This window comes from Citrobacter sp. Cpo148 (genome assembly GCF_030332375.1).
Classification (GTDB): domain Bacteria; phylum Pseudomonadota; class Gammaproteobacteria; order Enterobacterales; family Enterobacteriaceae; genus Citrobacter; species Citrobacter portucalensis.
In genome coordinates this window covers 143,387-163,127 of record NZ_JAOWHY010000041.1, presented here as the reverse complement: position 1 = coordinate 163,127, position 19,741 = coordinate 143,387, and the positions used below count along the sequence as shown (strand labels likewise).

Here is a 19,741-nt window from a genome sequence, read left to right as displayed (position 1 = left end):
AGAAAATTAGAAATGATGTCGTATGGAGTCATGTTCTTTACAGGAACCAGCATGGGCGGACGCCAATAATTTGCATATAATTCAATAATTTAAACCAAAACAATCGTACTGCATGGGGAATAATTGCGGGCAATCTTAGGCGAAAGGAAATATTGAAGTGACAGAATAAATTACACTCACTTTATACATATGTATTTTTCTTATGTCTTTTGTTAGAAGGGTGCATGGTATTTGTCATGCCGATGCTAATAGACAAGTAGATTCGAGGGCCAACAGCCCATCTGAAGTGGTCAACTTAAACTGGCCACCGATTTAGAGTTTTTCCAGTAGCGGTGTTCCGATTCGTTTGGGGGCAACCCGCCGTTATTGTCATGCGGTCTTAGCGAGCTGTAATACCCGATGATATAGTCTGTGATCGCATGAGCAGCTTCGCTAAAGCTTATGCGTTAGCGCTCTACAGAAGTACAGAGCATGTCTGCACGGTTGCTCTGGGTTATAGAGCAAAATTGCGGGTATATTGAAAGGTGGTACGCAATTTATTACGTGAAAAAGCTGTAATTTCTAGCCAGTGTTACGTAAAATATAACGTAACAAAATTCACCTTATGCTTTTATGGATTACAGCATGGCTAGTGTTGATGCAGATTACTGCTACTCGTTTCCGGCTATACGTGGCATTCAGGCTGGTCGCCCTTTCTATATCGCCACATGCCCGATGCGTATCATCCCGAAAATATTCAGTTTTGATGAAAATGATGTGCCACCGGAATTACGCGCACAGCGCACGCTAAATAAATCGCGCATTCCCGAGATGGTACGTTATTTGTTGGAAAACCCTAAAGATTATGTGTTTTCAGCTCTGACGGCTTCCATTGCCGTAGACGTTCAATTTGATGAGTTTCCAGGTTCTAACAATCTGGGGACGTTGTGCGTACCAATGGATGCGCAAATTCTAATCAATGATGGACAACATCGCCGTAAAGCGATTGAAGACGCTTTAGACGCTCGTCCGGAGCTGGGCCAGGATAATATCCCGGTGTTGTTCTTTGTCGATGAAGGCTTAAAGCGTAGCCAGCAGATGTTCGCCGATCTGAATAAATACGCCATTCGCCCCAGCCCATCGCTGGCGTCGCTATACGATCATCGCGATGCCTGTTCGAATCTGGCGCGTTATCTGGCAATGTCAGTAGAGCCGTTTGTTGGGATGACGGAACTGGAAAAATCTGGCATTAGCCAGAGGTCGAATAAGCTATTTACGTTGAGCAGCATCAAGCAGGCTACCCGCGCATTGTTGGGCAAAGATCCCAAAGAGGATAACTTTGAGGAATGCACCCACATTGCTACCCAATATTGGCAGGCTATTTTTAGTGTAATGCCTGATTGGCAATTAGCGGCTAAAAAGGAAGTTTCACCGGTTCAATTGCGACAAGATTATGTTCACGCTCATGGCATTGGATTGCAGGCACTTGGGCAACTAGGATATACCCTGCTGACGGATTATCCTGAGCAATGGCCGGAGAAAATCGCTGCACTCAAAACATTTAACTGGCGTAGAAACAATCCGGACCTCATCAAGCGAGCGATGCAGCATGGGAAGTTGAGTAAAACCAGTACCGCGATCCAGTTAACCTGCAATGCGCTAAAAACCGCACTCTCAATTCCCCTCACTCCTGAAGAACAGGAGCTTGAAGCTCAAATGGTTGTCTCATGAGTAAATTAGTTCAGGCCTATGATTTGGCCGAATACGAAGATTTTATTAATCAGGAACAGTTCGCCGGACGTCCTCTGGCCGAATATGTTGCTGAGGTTCAACGAATTTATTGTGCGGATAAACGTCCGTGGGTGATTGGCTACAGCGGTGGGAAAGATTCTTCCGCTGTGATCACGCTGGTGTATCTGGCCTTGCTCGGCCTGCCCCCGGAAATGCGCAGCAAAGATATTTTTGTGGTGTCGTCCGATACGCTGGTCGAAACACCGGTAGTCGTGGATCTGATTAAGAAAACGATGTTGCAGATTGAGGCGGGAGCGAAGCGTAACGGCTTGCCGATCACTCAACACGCGGTAACGCCTAAAACGAATGAAACCTTCTGGGTCAATTTGCTGGGGAAAGGTTATCCGGCTCCAACTCGTAGTTTCCGTTGGTGCACTGAGCGCATGAAAATCAACCCGGTGAGTGACTTTATTAAAGATAAGGTCAGCCAGTTTGATGAAGTCATCGTCGTACTTGGTTCGCGCAGTAGTGAAAGTGCTTCTCGTGCGCAGGTGATCGCAAAGCACAAGATTGATGGATCACGCCTTGCCCGGCATACCACGCTGGCAAATGCATTCATCTATACCCCCATTGATACCTGGGATGTAGAAGATGTCTGGAAGCTGCTGCGGGGCGCGTTCCGCTATGCCCCTGAAGATATCGACGAGTGGGAAAGCCCGTGGGGTGGAAACAACCGTCCACTGTGGACGTTGTATATGGATTCTTCCGCACAGGGTGAATGTCCTCTGGTAATTGATGATAGTACCCCTTCCTGCGGCAACTCGCGTTTTGGCTGTTGGACCTGTACCGTTGTCACTAAAGATAAGGCGATGGAAAGCCTGATCAAAAACGGTGAAGAATGGATGTCTCCGTTGCTGAAATATCGTGATCTGCTGGCATTTACCACCGATCCGGTGAATAAAGACACGTTTCGAAACTATAAGCGCCGTACTGGTAAGGTGAGCTATCAGTACGCTAAAGAAAGTGATGAGCCGGGGGCTGAGCGTAAGCATGTTCCAGGTCCTTACTGGCTAAAATACCGTCAGCAATGGCTCAAAGAATTGCTGGAGATAGAGCGCGATTTGAATGCTCAAGGCCATACCATTACGTTAATTACCAAACCAGAGCTGCATGCGATTCGTCAGGAGTGGTTGAAAGATCCTAATGAACCAGACTGGTATGACACGCTGCCGGGTATTTACCGTGAAGTGTATCAACAGGATTTAGACTGGGTGGTGGACGATCAGTCGCGCTTTGATGCCAGCGATGCAGATCTGTTGGTGCAGATAGCGCAGGGATTTGACGTTGTGCCTGAAATGGTGATGAAACTCATCGAGCTGGAAGTTTCAATGGAAGGCTTAAGCCGTCGTCAGGGCATTTTTGACAAACTTGGCACGATTTTAAAGCAGGACTGGGGCACTCTCGAAGAAATTGAACAACAACAGGTCACTCTGCAAAAACGAGTTGAACGAGATATTCATCAGGAAGAACTTACAAAGCTGGAAACTGAACTTCAGGTTTTACAGCGCAGAATTGTTGATGCCAGTGAATCCTCGTTACTGATTGGGGAGGAGAAATAACGTGCTCATTAAACAGCTGGTATTACATAATTTTCGGGTATTTAACGGTACACATACCATTGATCTGGCACCCAGAAAGCGTCCGCACGATTTGAATCCACGACCTATTGTGCTGTTTGGTGGTTTAAACGGCGCAGGGAAAACGTCTATCCTGTCGGCGATCCGCATAGCGTTGTATGGACGACTGGCGTTTGGGCTAGCGACTCAACAGCAAGAGTATATCGAACAACTCAGTGCATTGATTCATAACGGCGCGTACTATATTGAGCAGCCGGAAGAAGCATCTGTAGAACTGACGTTTACCTATAATAAAGGCGGTCATGAGGCCGAATTTACCGTTACGCGAACCTGGAAAAAGGGGAAGAGGGACCGCCTTTCTCTGCAACAGGATGGGCAGCCACTCAGTGAGCTGGATTACGATCAGTGCCAGGGATTTCTAAATGAGTTAATTCCGCATGGCATTGCTGATTTGTTCTTTTTCGATGGCGAGAAAATTGCAGAACTTGCTGAGGACGAATCCGGTAATATTTTACGTACTGCCGTACGACGCTTATTGGGGCTGGATCTCATCTCTAAACTGCGTAACGATTTAATGATTTTTGTTAAGCGTCAGCAATCCAGCCAGCTAGCAAGTTCTCAGCAACAACAGATTGCAGAGCTTGAAAAACAGAGTAAAGAATTAGCCTGCCAGACAGAAGCACTGCTGGAAAGCGCCGATTTTGCCAAATCGCGGATTGAGTTTCTATCTAAAGATATAACCCATTATGAAGGCTTGCTAAATGCTCAGGGGGGCGCTTTTGCCCAGACTAAAGCGCAGGAAAAACAGAAAGTCGAAACGCTGCTAAAAGATAAAGAACATCTGGAAAAAGCACTGAGACAAGAATGCGATGGCTCGCTACCTTATGCGCTTGCGCCCACTATTTTGTCTCATTTGCTGCAACAAATTGCTGATGAAACGCAAATTAAACAGGCAAAAAGCTTTGAAAAAGAGCTGAGCCAGTTTTTAACGCAACTCAGAAATGATATTGCATTTCGTTCTGCGGGGACTGGCAAAATAGCAGCTGAAGCGATTACCGATAATCTAAAAGATTATATGGCAACGAAACCAAAAGGTGATTTGCTCTTTGATATCTCTGAGCGTGAAGCAGGTATGCTTCAACAGTCTATTGAGATAGATAGTAAAAGAGCATGGCAGCGTTTCGAGCTTTATCGCACACAGTTATCTGAGATTGAACAACAGTTAGAACAAGCGGCTGCTAATATTGCCCGCGCTCCTGAAGATGAGCAGCTGATGGATCTCTTTGAAAAATTACGTGACCTGGATAGGCAGCGCGAAGCCCAATTGCAGAAATATCGGTCATTGCTAGAAGATGCTAAACGTAAAAAACAGCAGCAACTGGATTGTGTTCGTCAGATTCAAAAAGCGCATGACGCCGCTCGTTATCAGCACAGTTATAGCAGTGCGTTTAAGAATGCTCAGGAAACGATAAATTTACTCGATCGCTACAGCGATGTATTAACCCAGGCTCGGGTAAAAACGCTGTCGACAAACTTCGAGCTTGCTTACCGTAAGTTGGCTCGCAAAGAGGATTTACAACTTAGTGCGCATATCAACCCTCAAACGTTTGATGTTGAATTAATTGATGAGAATGGCTCAGTAATTAACCGTAAGTTACTTTCTGCTGGTGAAAAACAGATTTATGCAATTGCTATTCTTGAGGCGCTGGCGAAAACCTCTGGCCGTGATTTACCAGTGATCATTGATACACCATTGGGTCGTCTGGACTCTCAACATCGAGATAAATTGATTAATCACTACTTCCCTGAAGCCAGTCATCAGGTTGTGTTGCTTTCTACCGATACTGAAGTAGATGAACGTTATTTTGTTGATCAGTTGCGTGATGATATCTCTCATGCTTATGAGATTGTGTTTAATGCACATACTAAGTCATCAACGCTGAAGCCTGGTTATTTCTGGGAATTAACTAAGGAGGCTATCTGATGCTCCCGAATCGAATGGCGCTTAGCCGTCAGACTGAAGATCAGCTTAAAAAGCTTAAAGGGTATACTGGGATTACACCCAATATTGCTGCCCGGCTAGCATTTTTCCGCTCGGTGGAGAGTGAGTTTCGCTATTCACCTGAACGAGATAGTAAGAAGCTGGATGGTACGCTGGTGCTGGATAAAATTACGTGGCTGGGGGAGACACTACAAGCTACAGAATTGGTGCTGAAGATGCTTTATCCACAATTAGAGCAAAAGGCGTTGATTAAGGCATGGGCTGCTCATGTTGAGGATGGGATTGCGGCATTGAGAAATCATAAAAGTTTAATTAGCTTATTAAATGCTATATAAAACATTTAAATTTATTGGTATGACCTTTTGTTTTCAACCTAAAACCACCTCCTAGGGAGGTGGTGATTGAGTTTTATAATTGTCATATTGCTAATTTTAAAATTAATTCACCGGCATCAGGCGAATGTATCAGCGTAGCTAAATGTGAACCACACTTGCAAGAATTGAAGTTGCTGTCCACTTTAAATTTAAAGCGTCCGTTAGCAACCTCAGCATATCGGTAATTTTCATTCTCACTTTTCTCTTTTAGTTCGATCCTGAATTCATTATTGATATTTTCTAAGCAATATAAGAATTTTTCTATCTCATATTCGTTAGTTTCAATCCAAAGAGCAATTGCAAAACCCTTTAAGGTAGATAAATGCTTATCCGATAAGATTTTAGACAGCTCAATGAAAAAATCATGATGATCACAAGTCATAGCATCGAACTCGCCCTCAAGATAATCGGCATCCACGCCTAATTTTGCAGCATAAGCCTGAATGTTATTTTTTATACACTCTATAACTTCTGCTTCTGGTGGTAAATTATTTTCTGAGGGTAGGAAAACATTTTTAATACAATCTGAATTTATTCCTCTGCTTTTAACTTGATCGGCATCGTAAACAGATACTATGTTCAGGCCAGAGCTATCTTTATAATGCTCAGATACTTTTTGTATATTAGATTCACCTTGTAGATTATGTAAGTAACATGTAGAGTAAAGATGTGTGTTTTTTATTTTTAAGATATATTCAAGTACAAGTTTTGCAAAGTCATCCTCTATCAGGAAAATATTTTTCCTTTCAGGAGCTAAACCCAGTGCATTGAAATATCTATAATTATATCCACAATTTGATATGGTATATTTTTTGCCTTTTTTAGCTAAGACTAATACTGAGTTTAAGCCTTGAGGGCTGAGTATGTGTTCAGAGTGAGTAGCCATCAAAACATTTAATTTTTTAGTATCGATTGTGTAGGCTAAAAAATCCATGAAATTTTTCTGGCTTACCGGGCAAATAAAACTCTCTGGCTCTTCAATGAAGAGGATTGAATTTTTTTCCGTATAAATAAGTTTCCAGATTGCTATAAGTAACTTATGTTCTCCTTGCCCCATACTCTCTGACGTATAAACTATATTACTGTTAACCTCTTTAACCTCAAAGTATGGGAAAGTTAAATCATCAATAATTCCTTCTACCTCATTAACTTTTACATACTCATATTTCTTGCCTGTGATTTTCTGAACAAAAAAAAGATTTTCATTTAGCAAATGATAAGAATTTGATGTATTGAACCATCCATTTTTGTTTGGCGATGTGTTTATTTCGTTTATGATTTTTAATGCCATTGATGAAGCATCAAAATATTCAACATTTCTTAGTCCATCACCCAAAGACGAAGTGAAAGTTTGTTTCTCTCCATTAATTATTATATCAATGGAGATATTATCAATATCAGAAGAGCTAAAAATCCCAACATTACATATATCTTTCGACAGTATACCATAGATAAGTTTCAATAACGACGTTTTACCAATGCCATTTCTTCCACATATAGAGGTTAAAGCTGAGTTTATCGTAATATCAGCATCTTCAAAGAGTGGTACATTCTTAATGGATAAACTACATATTTTAATATTAAACTTTTTCCTGTTTGCCACATGATTCCAATAATCAGCTAATTTTGCCATTTTAATTGTTTCTATTGACATGTAGTTACCCCCGCTAAAACAGAATCTGCATAATTGTTGACGACGCTTATCAGATTCTTTTCATTTTCATGATAAAGTGCTCTATGCGCAGTTTTTAGATTATTTTTTTTCATCGTATTGAACACATCTGCTTTACTGGGGTCACTCTTCAAGAAAAATAGAGATATTATAAAGTCTCTGATGAGTAAGGAAGTACCAGTCATTACTCTTGATACAGCCCTAAAATTAAATTCTTCCAATAACTCCTTTACTTCATCTTTATTTTCACAATAAAACAATCCATCCAACACTCCCTCTTCTCTGAAAACGAATCTACCACTTTCAAAGCGGTAAAAGAAATCACTAAGGCTATCGTCTAAATTATAATTCGATTTTAAAATGGTTGAAAAAAAATAAAGCCATGAAGTTAAAGTGGCTTTTGTTATATGAACCTTACTTTCTTCACTATCAATCTTTTTCTTTGCCTTACTTAATATTAAAATGGATTTTTTTACTAGTTCTATGATTGAATTATCAAAAGGCTCATCTTCACGAGCCCTGTCGTTTAATTGCTTTTCTGTATAAGAAGCAATCAATGAATCCTTCTCAAGCATGTAGCAAAGTTTAATGAAAAGATCATGGTATGCCATCCTTTGATTACTAAAGCCTAGAAAGTGCTTGTCAAGCCCACAATCCGACATATAATCTACGAGAGATTTTATCTGGTTTCTTAAATCGCCAACATAAGCATTTCTCTTTTCTGCTGAAGTTAATTTAAGAGATTCATTCAATCTGTTGAATAGTTCACCGGGCTCTCCCTGATTGTATTCAACAATCTCAAATACTCGAATGGCATACCGTTCAAATCTGTTTTTTATTCTTTGAGGTAATTTATCAAAAGTTAATCCATCTAATTCTTTGATATCATCATCAATAGGTTCAATTAATCCATTTATTTTGAATTTATTATACATGAAATCTCTTATGGCACTTAATCGTTGCTGTCCATCGAGAACTTCTTGAATATAGGAATCTTCATTTAAAATAACATGGACAGGTGGAACCTGCCACCCTCTTAGAATAGTATCGATTAAAAGTTTTTTCTTCGGAAGTTGCCAGACTTCCGCCCTCTGGAAATCGGGTTGGAGATCTAGACTTCCTTCATGAATCCTAGAAAATATAGTCCTCAAATCTGGATCTGTAGTATTTATTTTCATTTCATTAACTCCCAGAATGCTTTATCACGCATTTTCCTAACTTTTTTATTTCCATCTATATACAGGCTAAAATGCTTCTCAAGTTGTCGTATCTGGCCCATTAAAGACTCCTGCTCACTTTTATCGTCAATGTTAAATACCGCCTTAATGTCCGAATTCCTAATCTCAGAAACTCGATGAATTACCCAAGTGAGAATATAAGAAGCATAATTATTCTCGCCTGTTTTAAAGTGAGTAATTTCTTGTGTTGATAGAATCGCCCCTACACCATATTCACGGCCTTCTTTAAGGATTTTACGCAAGCTGGCAAAATCCTGGCGCATAAAGTTATCGGCTTCATCAACCAGAATCATTTTGGTTAACTGGCGATAATCACCTCGCACCGTCGGTTTCCCACGCTTTTGCATCTGCGCATAAAAAAGATCCAGTGTCAGTGCAACTACCAGGTTTTGAATCTCTGATGGATAACCAGCGAGTTCGATAACTGTGACTCCATCAACCAGATCGTACAAACTGGTCATCTTCTCTGGATCCGTTTCAAAAATCTGGAAACCAGCCAGATTATAAAGTGCAGCATATAATGAATCTTCGTCGACCTTCTCTTGTGCCAGGTACTGCTGCCACACATCTTCAATAGTCGGTGCTACACGATTCCATGTTGATCGATCATGAGGCACTATTCCTGCTAAGTCATAGCACTCCATTATTAACGTAACCAGCTTCATGCGTTGTTTTACGCCAAGGTTATACGCTTTGCCCATCGTTTCAGCGAATGCCATGGCCGTATGCCTCGGTAACATGGGCATATCACCAAATAACGATAACGGATTGTAAGGTAACAACGATAGCTGATACCTCTTAGCTCCCGTAGCTTCAAGAAACGCATCATCCACATAGTCGGATTTATAGTCGAAGATCAACAAGCCAATCGGTTTACCGTCAACGTTGTAGGACTGATTGCGCATCAGTTGCGTAACCAGCGATTTAGTAAACTGGGTTTTCCCGGTGCCCATTGTTCCAATAATGCCGGTATTAGTATTCATGAACTTAGCGGTGTTGGTTGGTTCCCAGTACAATGGATTCTGACGCACAGCATCATGACCAAACAAGATCTGTAATGGTGTATTGCGGACATTACTGGGGGTTAGTGCCGATGCTTCAGGTTGTGGAAGCTCCAGCGCAGAAATGGGCGGCGGCTCAGTTGTTGTTGCTACCTGTACTGGGTGTGAAGAATTGACATCACACTCTGGTTTGAGCAGATATTTTTCCGGCACCCGATAGCGTTCAGCTAGTGGAGGTTGATCACCTTGTGCTGCAATTAACGATGGAAGCAATGAATAGGGGATTTCGATCTGTAGAATATTCTCTGCCGTTTCTTTATAAGAGAGATCAAAACAGGTTCCGCTGTCTACATGAGCTACCACAAAGCCTTCTGCATAATCAGCAAGCTCACCTAACTGATAGTCGCCAGTGAGCCACCATTCACGTCGTTCCAGCAGAGGGGATAGCTTGTCGTTATCCAGTACACCATACAGACGCAACTTCTCTACCTGCATTAATACTTGGCGGATAAAAAGTGCCCGGTATAGTTGTGATGCTAGAGTTTTCGGCCCAAGAATATCTTGCTGTAAATAGCGTTTTAGCTCGCGGGCCTGCTGCCCCGCATGGTTGTAATCGGGGCGAGCTCCTGTTTTTACTTCAAGTGGTAACAGATACAGGTTGTTATCTTTGAAACCGACAAAGAGCACATCGTCAGAGATCGCTCCTTTCTGATAACCCTGTAAATGGCGCGATAAATCGCTTTCTTTCATTCTCAGCCCGACGTTGCCGGACACGCGGATCATCTCAGCTACTGACAGTGGAATCCAGCAAATATCTGACTGGAGCAGCATAGACTGTACGAATTTGTATGCACCGATAATGCCGTGTTTTTCTTTGCGCTCCTTTTCATTTGAACGCAACATTTTTAACAGCCACTCACCGTTAAAGGCATTAAATTCAGCAAGTAGTTGCTGGCTATCAACGGTGGATTGTCCTGTTTGAAGGAGACGCAGGAACAACTCAACCTGTTTTGTGACAGTTACGGCGTCATAACCAGCACAACTGGTGTACTGGTCAGAGTAATGAATTAGTACGACATCTTTTTGACTAGTAAAGAAATCGAGTGTGACCTTAGGGTCGATAATTGTGGTCCAGAGAGAGCTATCATAAGAGCGATTCAGCAGTTGCTTAAAGTTACCGCTCACAGCCAGACTAATTCCCTGACCGTGATACTGGCTGTTGCTCTGCCGTGCCGGTTGCCACAGACAGCCTAACAAGCGGGCGAGACGCAGGGCGCAAGACGATTCAGTATCGACATTACGCAGACCAAACGCGGTAAAGTAAGCATCGCCTTGTGTTTCAGCCCCTTCGCCTGCAATCAAGCCATGACATAAAACCCCGCTGGCAGCATCCTCAATGCGAATTTGGCGGCAATCAACCGGTGCGGTGTTGGTGAAAAATGCGAGATGGGCGTAAGCCAGTTGATCGCTTTCCGGTGGCAGGATAAATTTGCTGAATGTTAAGCGACTGCGAAGCAGATCGATCAACATATCGGCTTCAGAACGCCACGCACCGCTGTTCAGACCAAGATCATTTTTAAGTTGTTCATAGCTGCCGCTTTCGGCAAAGCGGTCAAAGGCATTGGGTAGCAGACGTTCGTCATAGCAGTTTACGTGTATCGAAATTGCGTTATCTTTTTCCTGCTTAAAATAATCTACCAGTCCCAGGAATAGCTCTCTGGCTTCTCCCATATTAATAGCATTAATAACCAGGGCATTATTTCCTGCACTCTGGAACAGCCGAGAATAGGCATCTGTAAATTCGTTTAGCTTGTCTTTCACCAGACGCTTAACATATTCGTGGCTCATCTGGCGCTGGGGAACAATATCTATCCAGAAGCGGTTTTCTACCATCGGTTGTAACTGTGCGTATTCATGTTCGCTATGATACACAAATGGCATTAGGCCAGAGACGACCAGACGATCTAGAGTAATCTCTGGTAATGAAGCGAAGGAAGCTGATGTGGGGTATCCGGGCTCGGCGATAATAGTTTCAGCTAGCTGTAAATGATAAGCCATTACCAATGGGTGCAGAGGCGAGAGACGTTCATAATCGTCGCCGCGGCAAATCCCCAGATGTAACAGACGTTTTTCCTGGATGGTTAATGCTCTGCTTAGACTGATTTGCTGTAATGCCTGTTCAAAAGTAGCGATCATGTGACTGACTAATACACGATATTCTGCTGACCATGACACCAGACTCGGCAGGGTATTTCGACGTTGATAGTAAACGAACAATTGGTGGTACGCATTATGGAGGTCGGGATAGCTCGCCAGAAGCTCATCCAGTGCAAACTCACTACCATTACTGCCAGTGCTGAGCAGATTACGCTCGATCAGGGCGTACTCTTGCATAAGCAACTGCTGGCGAACACCAACCACATTATGTTCGATATTGTCCAGGATGACGCGACCTTTCAACTTGTTCCAGGTTGCATTCCCTTCTTCTTTAAAGAGTTTATTGAAACGACCCTGATCAAAAAGCAGAGGCAGTGTTAATCCTTCCTCTGCTCCTGGACCTTCGATGTTAAACAGTAAACGGGAGTCACCTGAAATCAAGGTAAATTTGATCAGCTCACTTTGATTCGCCAGCGTTTCAAAATTAACGAGTGCATAATGGCGGCAATCAACATCATCACTTTCTTCATCAAGTAAACAGGTCTTGTCGCCGAACTCTGCAATACGTAACTCATTATCTTCCAGTTGCAGAGTTAATTGACCTTTACCAGGTTCAATACGATAACAATGCTGGATTTCATTAAGCCAGAATTGCCCTTGTTCAACTAACAGCAGGCGAAACTTGTACTCTTCTGCTGAGTTATTGCGGTTAATGATTTCGAGGCTAAAGAAGCAGGGCCGACCATCAAAAGGCACTGATGCCAGTATCTTAGAGTTTCTCCCCCCGAGCCGGCTAGTACGCCAGAATCGTTCTTTCTGTAACGGACGATGATGAGCAATTTTTACCTGATTGTCCTGAAGGTCGTTACCCTGGAAGATAAACTCCAGCTCAACTTGTGACTGCCCCGGTAGAACCTGAACCAGGACACTGATATCTCGTTTACCTGCTTTACTGGTGCTTTTGGCTCTTTGCCAGACCTCACCGTTTTCAGCAGTAATGTTTTCCAACACCAGTTTCTGTTCACTGTTTTGTGCTTTTTCATTCAGGTAGACGGAGAAATCAAGCTCACGCCAATCGTCATTGTCAACGAAATGCTCCTGAATGAATTTTGCACTAAATTCAGTTAGTACATTCTCCAGTTGCCCGCTGTAGCGTTCAACACTGTCCTCTATCTGGCGATATAACTTTTGGTTTTCATTGAGCCGGGCGCGCAACTGCTTATCACTAAAATTCAGCAGGTTATTATCGTTGAATAACTTTAGCTCTGAGAAATCCAGATTGCCGTCGTCCAGCAGACGGTATAACGATGAAAATCCAAAAACCGTAGCGCCTTCATCCAATATTGTTGTCAACTGATCGCCCAGCAAACAGCGGGATACTTGAGAACGGGCGCTGTCCGTTGTGATTAACTTTTCGAGCTGGTGACGGAAGGTTTCTGGATGCCAGATAGCATCCGGTGCAGCGACATCTTTGGTACTATTGAGTAAGGTATCCAGCATGCTGTTGTGGATAATCAACAACGCTGTCTGGGCAAAAATGCCATTGCGGCCAGAAACCTGATCGCGTAAATGAGAAATATAGTTTTCTGTGAATGCAGGGGTAGTGGTGCCGTGCAGTACCGGAATAAGCTGGATATTATTACATTGGACGTAGGTAAGAAATTGCTCCGGTGCAATTTCTAGTTTATTTCCATTTGCTAAAGAGTCGAAAGCCTTCCAGAGCTTTAAGGCGTTATCCGGATCGGGAGATTTAAACTGGTAGCGCTCACCAGGCTGGATGATGCTGCTAACCCATTCAATGAAGGTTTCTGCCAGATAGGTTTCATACTGTTTTACGGACATATACGGCGTCTCCACTGTCACTCATTCTCTCCACATTTCCCATGCGTTCATAAAACGCAACCAGCATTTGTGTAGACTGGTTATCCAGATAAAATCCGCGTTGCTCAAAACCACGTAGCAGCTCATGCAGACGGAGTTTTTTGTTTTTACCCACGGTAAGGTTAGTTAGTAGCAGTAGTCGATCCTGGTTCAGTACCAGCACTTTCCCCGCTCGGCCACGAACCTGAATGAAGTCAGTGCAAATCTGGCTTTCCAGCTCGTTGATGTATTTGCGATTTACCGCTGCTCGCTCGGTTTTCTTACCCTGAAACTGTTCAACGGCAACAGATAACAGCTGTTTAAAGGCATCTTCCAGGTTTGTAGCACGATCGCGTTCAGGAAGGTCTCGCTCCTCCTTACTAATGAACTTCTGTATATAATTATTGAGTTCATTTAGTACTCGATTCGATGTATCTGAATAACCTAAGCAATCTTGATATACCTGCCAAAGAGGGCGCTTTTCCTCACCTTTTACTTGTAATACCTCTAATGCAGAGAGTACGGGGAATAATTTTTCACTTTGGCGGGCAAACCACTTATAGCCGAAGAGCTTTATTTTATCTCGTTCGGAGCTAGCTTTTTCAGTATCGAGGATAAAGAACAATGATTTACTCTGCGGCTCGCCGTCTTGCCAGTTGTCCAGATTGAGCGCCAGTTGTGCGCACCAACTAAAGGCATACAAACGTAGAGTATTGGTCAGCTCCTGCAAAAGATATTGTGGGTGCTCTGCCAGAAACGCCAAATCAGACTGAAAACACGTTACCAGATAGGGTAAATAAGGTTGTTCTTTTGCAAATGGCCCCTCACCCAGTCGGATTAATTTTTTATTGAGCTTATTCAGCATCTCTTTTTCAATAAAATTCAACTTATCTTGTATCGGGTTATTAAGGCTAAAATCTCTCATCAAATTGGCAAACAGTGTTCCAAGGCGTTTGTCGGCAGTCGAGCCTGCACTTATCTTTTCACCATCAAACTGAGCGTGGAACAGCAAGAACAGCGGGGAGACACGAAAAATATCCTGACTGGAAAAATACATCCGTTCCAGCACGGACAAGAACGCAGGTTCATCGATCAATATTTGCAGATGAGTTTTACAATCCTCGCGAAACTGCTCGAGACTGTATGTATCGATTTTATACTTCACGGCATAGCTCAGTACTAAACCTGTGACGATTTGCCAGTCAATATTGTTATTCTTATTACGTATTGGAAGGTAGCTATCCAGCTGGTTATTACTAACTTTTAAATTTGTTGCAATGGGATACATGATGTTATCCCTCCATGCCGCTGATAGTAATCATGTCATCGTCCGCTCTTGCACTATAGACCCGCTTTAGGCCATCATAAAACTTGATTTCGCTGCTGGATTTTGCCTTTTCTGCGATTAGTTCAACGATTTCGTCCAGTAAGACAATCGCACTTTTATCATACTTATTAGGGCGATAGCCATTATTTAGTTTGCTCAATAGCTCAAATAAATTAAGACCGATCCGAATCGGATCTAGCGGATCTTGTCCTACTTTTAAATAGATATCGAAACAAGTTGTATGGGCTGTATTTTTCTTGAGAATTGAATCCCAGTCCGGTTTCAGCGCAACAGGTGCTGTGATTTTAATCCCACCAAATTCGCCTAAAAAGAACTCTTCTTTTTGGGTACTCAGTTCAGGTGCTTTACGGTTTGCGTAACGCTGAATACCAGCGATAAGCTCGAAAGAGTAAAAGCGGTTTAGTGTTCTTTTTTGTTCCGGATCTGCGGTATAGTTTTTATGCAGATGCCAAATCTCTGAATAACGCTCAAAGAGCGCTTCTTTAAAGAATACAGAGAACCTTTTGTGATAGTTATTCCCTAAAGATTCATGTTGTAGTAGCCAGAAAAGTCTAATTAATGAAGCTGCGTCACCAGGCTTAACACATTGACGATCAAACGTAAGATGTAATTTCGCAAGTGTACTCAGAAAATCATCCAGTTCGGGATCAACTAATCCAAGCTCATAGCGCAAAATAAATTGATCAATCTCGTATGTATGCAATCTGGCAGGATCAAAATCAGAAACCTTTTTAATTAGATCATTCTCTGCACCATTAAACAGATTATCAAACAGGTACCCAGGCCCTGTCAGCAGGTGGTGTAAAAAATCCAATAAGGTTCTTGTGGTAACAAATTGATCTTTTATTAATCGGGCTTTAAATAGCTGTGTTATTAAAACATTCTGAACACCGGGCATGCACAGTAGTTTAAAGTTAGCAACGGTTTTTAAATCATGTCCTATTGATTCATCACGTTGATAAATTGTGTAAAACAGGTTTTTGTCGTCATTCCCCGTTAATTGATTCATTAATTTTTTGATAAAAGGGGAGTATTCCCGCTCTTCGTCAAACTCGAACTTTGGATAATGTTCGAAATCAAAAAATATACAATTTTCGTTGCGGTAAGGACGCTGGCCTTCCTGTTGCGCTGACAAGAATGAGTCAATAGCAGCACGGATAGCCATATGGGACTCAGAACCTTCTCTGGCAAAATTGGCTAGCATCCCGGTGTTGATACCGATGAGGAGCGGGTATGATTGCGAATGATGATTTTCAAATAAATCATTCAGTGCATCGATAGCCGATTGTTGAGGCGCAAAGCTATGTGTCGCATCCAGATGGAAACTAAACTTCTGTTGATATTGTGGATCTGACTTACAGCGGGTTAAAATTTCGGATTTCCCGTCTCCACTACTTCCGCATAGAAAAATGATCTCACCGGGAGTAGCTGTATCCAGATAACGCTGTAACTCTTCTTCAATCTCTTGTTTAACAAAGAGTTGTTCTTTTAGCTCATCGAACACATCCTTTTGCCGATGAGTTTCTGTGGTTACGGAAAACGAAGATGACTTCGCAAGTACACCTAACGCTTTACGTAATGTGATCGCGCTCATAACTTCATGTTCTCTAAAGAAAGAATATCCTTATTCTATACAAGCTAACAATTGAGCACCATATGCCTTTTTCTCCAGGTACGTTCAATACTCTGCAGAACTACCTGAAACCAATGCGCGGACAGCTACCATCATGAAATTGTTGCAACTTTGACCAACGAGCCTACTTAACAAAGTGTGACGGTAGGCTCTATTTTTGTTACACAGCTTTAGCGCTTTAACGACGCAAAAATTTTGGCAAAATCAAACGGGCTAATCACTTTCTCGCGATTTACATCTAGAAAATCCGCCCACCACTGCAACATCAATCTTCTCTCATCCAAATGTTCTGCCTTATGGATATAAGCCGCTCGAACGGAGTTACGTTCCATATGGCTCATCTGACGCTCTACCGCATCCCTCGACCACAGCCCTGACTCAATCAGCGAGCTACATGCCATAGTCCTGAAACCATGCCCACAAACCTCTACCCTAGTGTCATAACCCATAACGCGCAGCGCCTTGTTCACCGTGTTTTCACTCATCGGTTTACGCGGATCATGATCGCCAATGAAAACAAAATCGCGCTCGCCACTAAGCTTGTGAACCTGTTTGAGGATTGCCAGAGCCTGATGAGACAATGGCACCAGATGAGGTGTGCGCATTTTAGAACCACGTTGAGAGTGCTTCACTCCTTCGATAGCTTCTCGTTCTGCCGGTATCGTCCACATTGCCGTATCGAAATCGATCTCAGACCAGCGGGCAAAGCGCAATTCACTGGAACGAATGAAGATTAATAAGGTTAGCTCAACAGCCAGGCGGGTCAAAGGGCGTCCCGTGTAACCGTCAATTCGGTGGAGCAGTTCAGGTAGACGTTTCAGCTCAAGTGCAGGGCGATGGACACGGTTACTGGAAGCAACTGCGCCAGCCATCTCTTGAGCCGGGTTGTAATCAATCAGCCCACTTTGTACCGCATAGCGCATGATTGCTGTGGTTCTCTGCTGAAGGCGAGAAGCAACTTCAAAGCGGCCTGTCGCTTCCACGATTTTTATGGGTGCAAGCAGGTCACGAGTTTTTAGCTCTTCGATACTTCGTCTGCCAATTGCCGAGAACAAATTGTCCTCTAAGCTCTTCAATACCCTTCGGCTGTGTTCTTCGGACCATTTCTTATTAGTAGCGTGCCATTCTCTGGCAACTGACTCGAAGGTAATAGCCTCTTTCGCCTGTTCTTCTTTCACAGCACGTTTATGCTCGCGAGGGTCGATTCCAGCAGCAACAAGTCTCCTAGCCTCTTCTCTTTTTTGACGGGCATCAGCCAGTGAAGTTTCAGGGTAAACACCGAAAGCCATCAGGTGTTGCTTGCCACCGAAGCGAAAGCGGAACCGCCAGTATTTTGAGCCGTTGGGATGAATCAGCAAAAACATGCCATCCCCATCGACTAGGGTGTACTCCTTTTCCTGCGGTTTCGCAGAACGTACTTTAGTATCTGTCAGAGCCATAAAAGTTCTCCTTCCATGTGCCGCTGTGAGTATACAACCATTATCGAACCAGCATATATACTCGGTTCTATACTCACAAGCGACTTGATGTGGGTTGACTCAGATTGACTTCTGTTGAAAGGAAAATCGCGGAAGGCCTTGTATGACGGGGATTTCAGGCATAAAAAAAGACCTCAGTTGAGGTCCATTTACATGCTTTTGGTGCCGAAGGCCGGACTCGAACCGGCACGTATTTCTACGGTTGATTTTGAATCAACTGCGTCTACCGATTTCGCCACTCCGGCACGGAAGGGATGCGGAAAACGTTGTGGATTATACCTGTCATGCGCCACCATGCAAGCGCCAGCGTGTGTCTGGCTCGCTAAGTGTTGAAAATTTCAGCATTACCTTTCTTACCTGTAACCATCATCACAGTTTGCCCCCTCCTTAATCCCCCCTTCTGCGAAGCGTCCCGTTTCCCCATGCTCTACACTTCCAGTTCAACACCACACTGAGGGAAACACGATGTCGATGATAAAAAGCTACGCTGCAAAAGCGGCGGGCAGCGAACTCGAACTCTATGAATATGATGCGGGCGAGCTTAAGCCGGAAGATGTCGAAGTCCAGGTCGATTACTGCGGTATCTGCCATTCTGATTTGTCGATGATCGACAACGAATGGGGATTCTCTCAGTATCCGCTGGTTGCCGGGCATGAGGTGATTGGTCGCGTGGCGGCGCTCGGCAGCGCGGCGCAGGATAAAGGTCTGAAGGTTGGTCAGCGCGTCGGCGTTGGCTGGACAGCGCGCAGCTGCGGGCACTGCGATGCCTGTATCAGCGGCAATCAGATTAACTGTCTGGAAGGGTCTGTTCCCACAATTCTTAATCGCGGCGGCTTTGCCGAGAAGCTGCGGGCCGACTGGCAGTGGGTGATCCCGTTGCCGGAGAGTATCGATCTGGCGGCAGCTGGCCCATTACTGTGCGGCGGCATCACGGTGTTCAAACCGCTACTTATGCACCATATCACCGCCACCAGCCGCGTCGGGGTGATCGGCATCGGCGGCCTGGGGCATATCGCCATTAAGCTGTTACACGCGATGGGTTGCGAAGTGACCGCGTTCAGCTCCAATCCGGCGAAAGAGCAGGAAGTGCTGGTAATGGGGGCGGATAAAGTCGTCAACAGCCGCGATCCGGATGCGCTAAAAGCGCTGGCGGGCCAGTTCGATCTCATTATTAACACGGTTAACGTCGATCTCGACTGGCAGCCCTATTTTGAAGCGCTGGCCTACGGCGGTAACTTCCATACCGTCGGTGCGGTGCTGAAGCCGCTGCCGGTTCCGGCGTTCACCTTAATAGCCGGCGATCGCAGCATCTCCGGTTCGGCAACAGGTACGCCGTTCGAACTGCGCAAACTGATGAAGTTTGCCGGGCGCAGCAAGGTGTCGCCCACCACCGAACTGTACCCGATGTCGCAAATTAACGAAGCAATCCAACATGTACGTGACGGCAAAGCCCGCTACCGCGTAGTGCTTAAAGCAGACTTCTGATCGTCTTTGCCGGGTGGCGTAAGCTTCCCGGCTATTCTCCCCGCTATTCCAGACAGGTTAAATTCTCCTCACAATCTCCGCAATTTAGCGGTGAAGAGTGCGTCACGGTTGCCTATACTCCAGGCAGGATAAATGGAGGAAATCTC

Annotated in this window: 11 protein-coding genes, 1 tRNA gene and 1 pseudogene; 5 read left to right on the top strand and 8 right to left on the bottom strand. The window is 43.9% G+C overall.

The window, feature by feature from the left end:
* Nucleotides 1-290: 290 nt before the first annotated feature.
* Nucleotides 291-440 (bottom strand): annotated as a pseudogene (locus tag OGY10_RS06625) (IS3 family transposase); the annotation flags it as partial.
* Between the two features lie 184 nt (nucleotides 441-624).
* Between OGY10_RS06625 and dndB the strand changes: the two are divergent.
* Genes dndB through dndE form a run of 4 tightly spaced genes read left to right on the top strand, consistent with a single transcriptional unit; the run spans nucleotide 625 to nucleotide 5,684 of the window.
* The gene (gene dndB, locus OGY10_RS06620; RefSeq protein ID WP_000179013.1) at nucleotides 625-1,710 is read left to right on the top strand and encodes a DNA sulfur modification protein DndB; all 1,086 of its coding nucleotides are present in this window, start codon (nucleotides 625-627) and stop codon (nucleotides 1,708-1,710) included.
* Entirely contained in the window at nucleotides 1,707-3,329 is a 1,623-nt protein-coding gene (dndC, locus tag OGY10_RS06615; protein WP_000041165.1) for a DNA phosphorothioation system sulfurtransferase DndC, read from the top strand. Before dndB ends, dndC begins: the two co-directional genes overlap by 4 nt.
* Before the next feature lies 1 nt (nucleotide 3,330).
* Complete coding sequence (dndD, locus tag OGY10_RS06610) at nucleotides 3,331-5,331, top strand: DNA sulfur modification protein DndD (RefSeq protein ID WP_001297570.1); 2,001 nt, start codon at nucleotides 3,331-3,333, stop codon at nucleotides 5,329-5,331.
* Complete coding sequence (dndE, locus tag OGY10_RS06605; protein ID WP_000937299.1) at nucleotides 5,331-5,684, top strand: DNA sulfur modification protein DndE; 354 nt, start codon at nucleotides 5,331-5,333, stop codon at nucleotides 5,682-5,684. Before dndD ends, dndE begins: the two co-directional genes overlap by 1 nt.
* Nucleotides 5,685-5,766: 82 nt before the next feature.
* On the opposite strand, the gene OGY10_RS06600 is transcribed toward dndE, so the two are convergent.
* The 7 genes from OGY10_RS06600 to OGY10_RS06570 form a co-directional block, all read right to left on the bottom strand.
* Entirely contained in the window at nucleotides 5,767-7,377 is a 1,611-nt protein-coding gene (locus tag OGY10_RS06600; RefSeq protein WP_000021429.1) for an ATP-dependent nuclease, read from the bottom strand.
* Nucleotides 7,368-8,573 (bottom strand): DUF262 domain-containing protein, encoded by a 1,206-nt coding sequence (locus OGY10_RS06595; protein WP_000700898.1) that lies wholly within the window; start codon nucleotides 8,571-8,573, stop codon nucleotides 7,368-7,370. The genes OGY10_RS06600 and OGY10_RS06595 overlap by 10 nt, the downstream gene beginning before the upstream one ends.
* Nucleotides 8,570-13,633, bottom strand: a complete 5,064-nt coding sequence (dptH, locus tag OGY10_RS06590; RefSeq protein WP_000114123.1) for a DNA phosphorothioation-dependent restriction protein DptH — start codon at nucleotides 13,631-13,633, stop codon at nucleotides 8,570-8,572. The genes OGY10_RS06595 and dptH overlap by 4 nt, the downstream gene beginning before the upstream one ends.
* Nucleotides 13,614-14,939, bottom strand: a complete 1,326-nt coding sequence (dptG, locus tag OGY10_RS06585; protein ID WP_000283231.1) for a DNA phosphorothioation-dependent restriction protein DptG — start codon at nucleotides 14,937-14,939, stop codon at nucleotides 13,614-13,616. Before dptG ends, dptH begins: the two co-directional genes overlap by 20 nt.
* A 4-nt stretch (nucleotides 14,940-14,943) precedes the next feature.
* On the bottom strand, nucleotides 14,944-16,593 hold the full coding sequence (dptF, locus tag OGY10_RS06580; protein ID WP_001274541.1) for a DNA phosphorothioation-dependent restriction protein DptF: 1,650 nt from the start codon (nucleotides 16,591-16,593) through the stop codon (nucleotides 14,944-14,946).
* 209 nt (nucleotides 16,594-16,802) lie between these two features.
* Nucleotides 16,803-18,071, bottom strand: coding sequence for a tyrosine-type recombinase/integrase (locus OGY10_RS06575; RefSeq protein WP_001219052.1), 1,269 nt, complete (start codon nucleotides 18,069-18,071; stop codon nucleotides 16,803-16,805).
* 199 nt (nucleotides 18,072-18,270) lie between these two features.
* A tRNA-Leu gene (locus OGY10_RS06570) sits at nucleotides 18,271-18,355 on the bottom strand.
* A 220-nt stretch (nucleotides 18,356-18,575) separates the two neighbouring features.
* On the opposite strand from OGY10_RS06570, the gene ahr reads away from it, so the two are divergent.
* On the top strand, nucleotides 18,576-19,595 hold the full coding sequence (gene ahr / locus OGY10_RS06565; protein ID WP_191226486.1) for an NADPH-dependent aldehyde reductase Ahr: 1,020 nt from the start codon (nucleotides 18,576-18,578) through the stop codon (nucleotides 19,593-19,595).
* The last annotated feature ends 146 nt before the right edge of the window (nucleotides 19,596-19,741 follow it).

Coding starts and splice junctions, on each gene's coding strand:
- OGY10_RS06600 (WP_000021429.1), bottom strand. CDS start 7,377: ATGTCAATAGAAACAATTAAAATGGCAAAATTAGCTGATTATTGGAAT.
- dptH (WP_000114123.1), bottom strand. CDS start 13,633: ATGTCCGTAAAACAGTATGAAACCTATCTGGCAGAAACCTTCATTGAA.
- OGY10_RS06575 (WP_001219052.1), bottom strand. CDS start 18,071: ATGGCTCTGACAGATACTAAAGTACGTTCTGCGAAACCGCAGGAAAAG.
- ahr (WP_191226486.1), top strand. CDS start 18,576: ATGTCGATGATAAAAAGCTACGCTGCAAAAGCGGCGGGCAGCGAACTC.
- dptF (WP_001274541.1), bottom strand. CDS start 16,593: ATGAGCGCGATCACATTACGTAAAGCGTTAGGTGTACTTGCGAAGTCA.
- dndE (WP_000937299.1), top strand. CDS start 5,331: ATGCTCCCGAATCGAATGGCGCTTAGCCGTCAGACTGAAGATCAGCTT.
- dndB (WP_000179013.1), top strand. CDS start 625: ATGGCTAGTGTTGATGCAGATTACTGCTACTCGTTTCCGGCTATACGT.
- OGY10_RS06595 (WP_000700898.1), bottom strand. CDS start 8,573: ATGAAAATAAATACTACAGATCCAGATTTGAGGACTATATTTTCTAGG.
- dndC (WP_000041165.1), top strand. CDS start 1,707: ATGAGTAAATTAGTTCAGGCCTATGATTTGGCCGAATACGAAGATTTT.
- dptG (WP_000283231.1), bottom strand. CDS start 14,939: ATGTATCCCATTGCAACAAATTTAAAAGTTAGTAATAACCAGCTGGAT.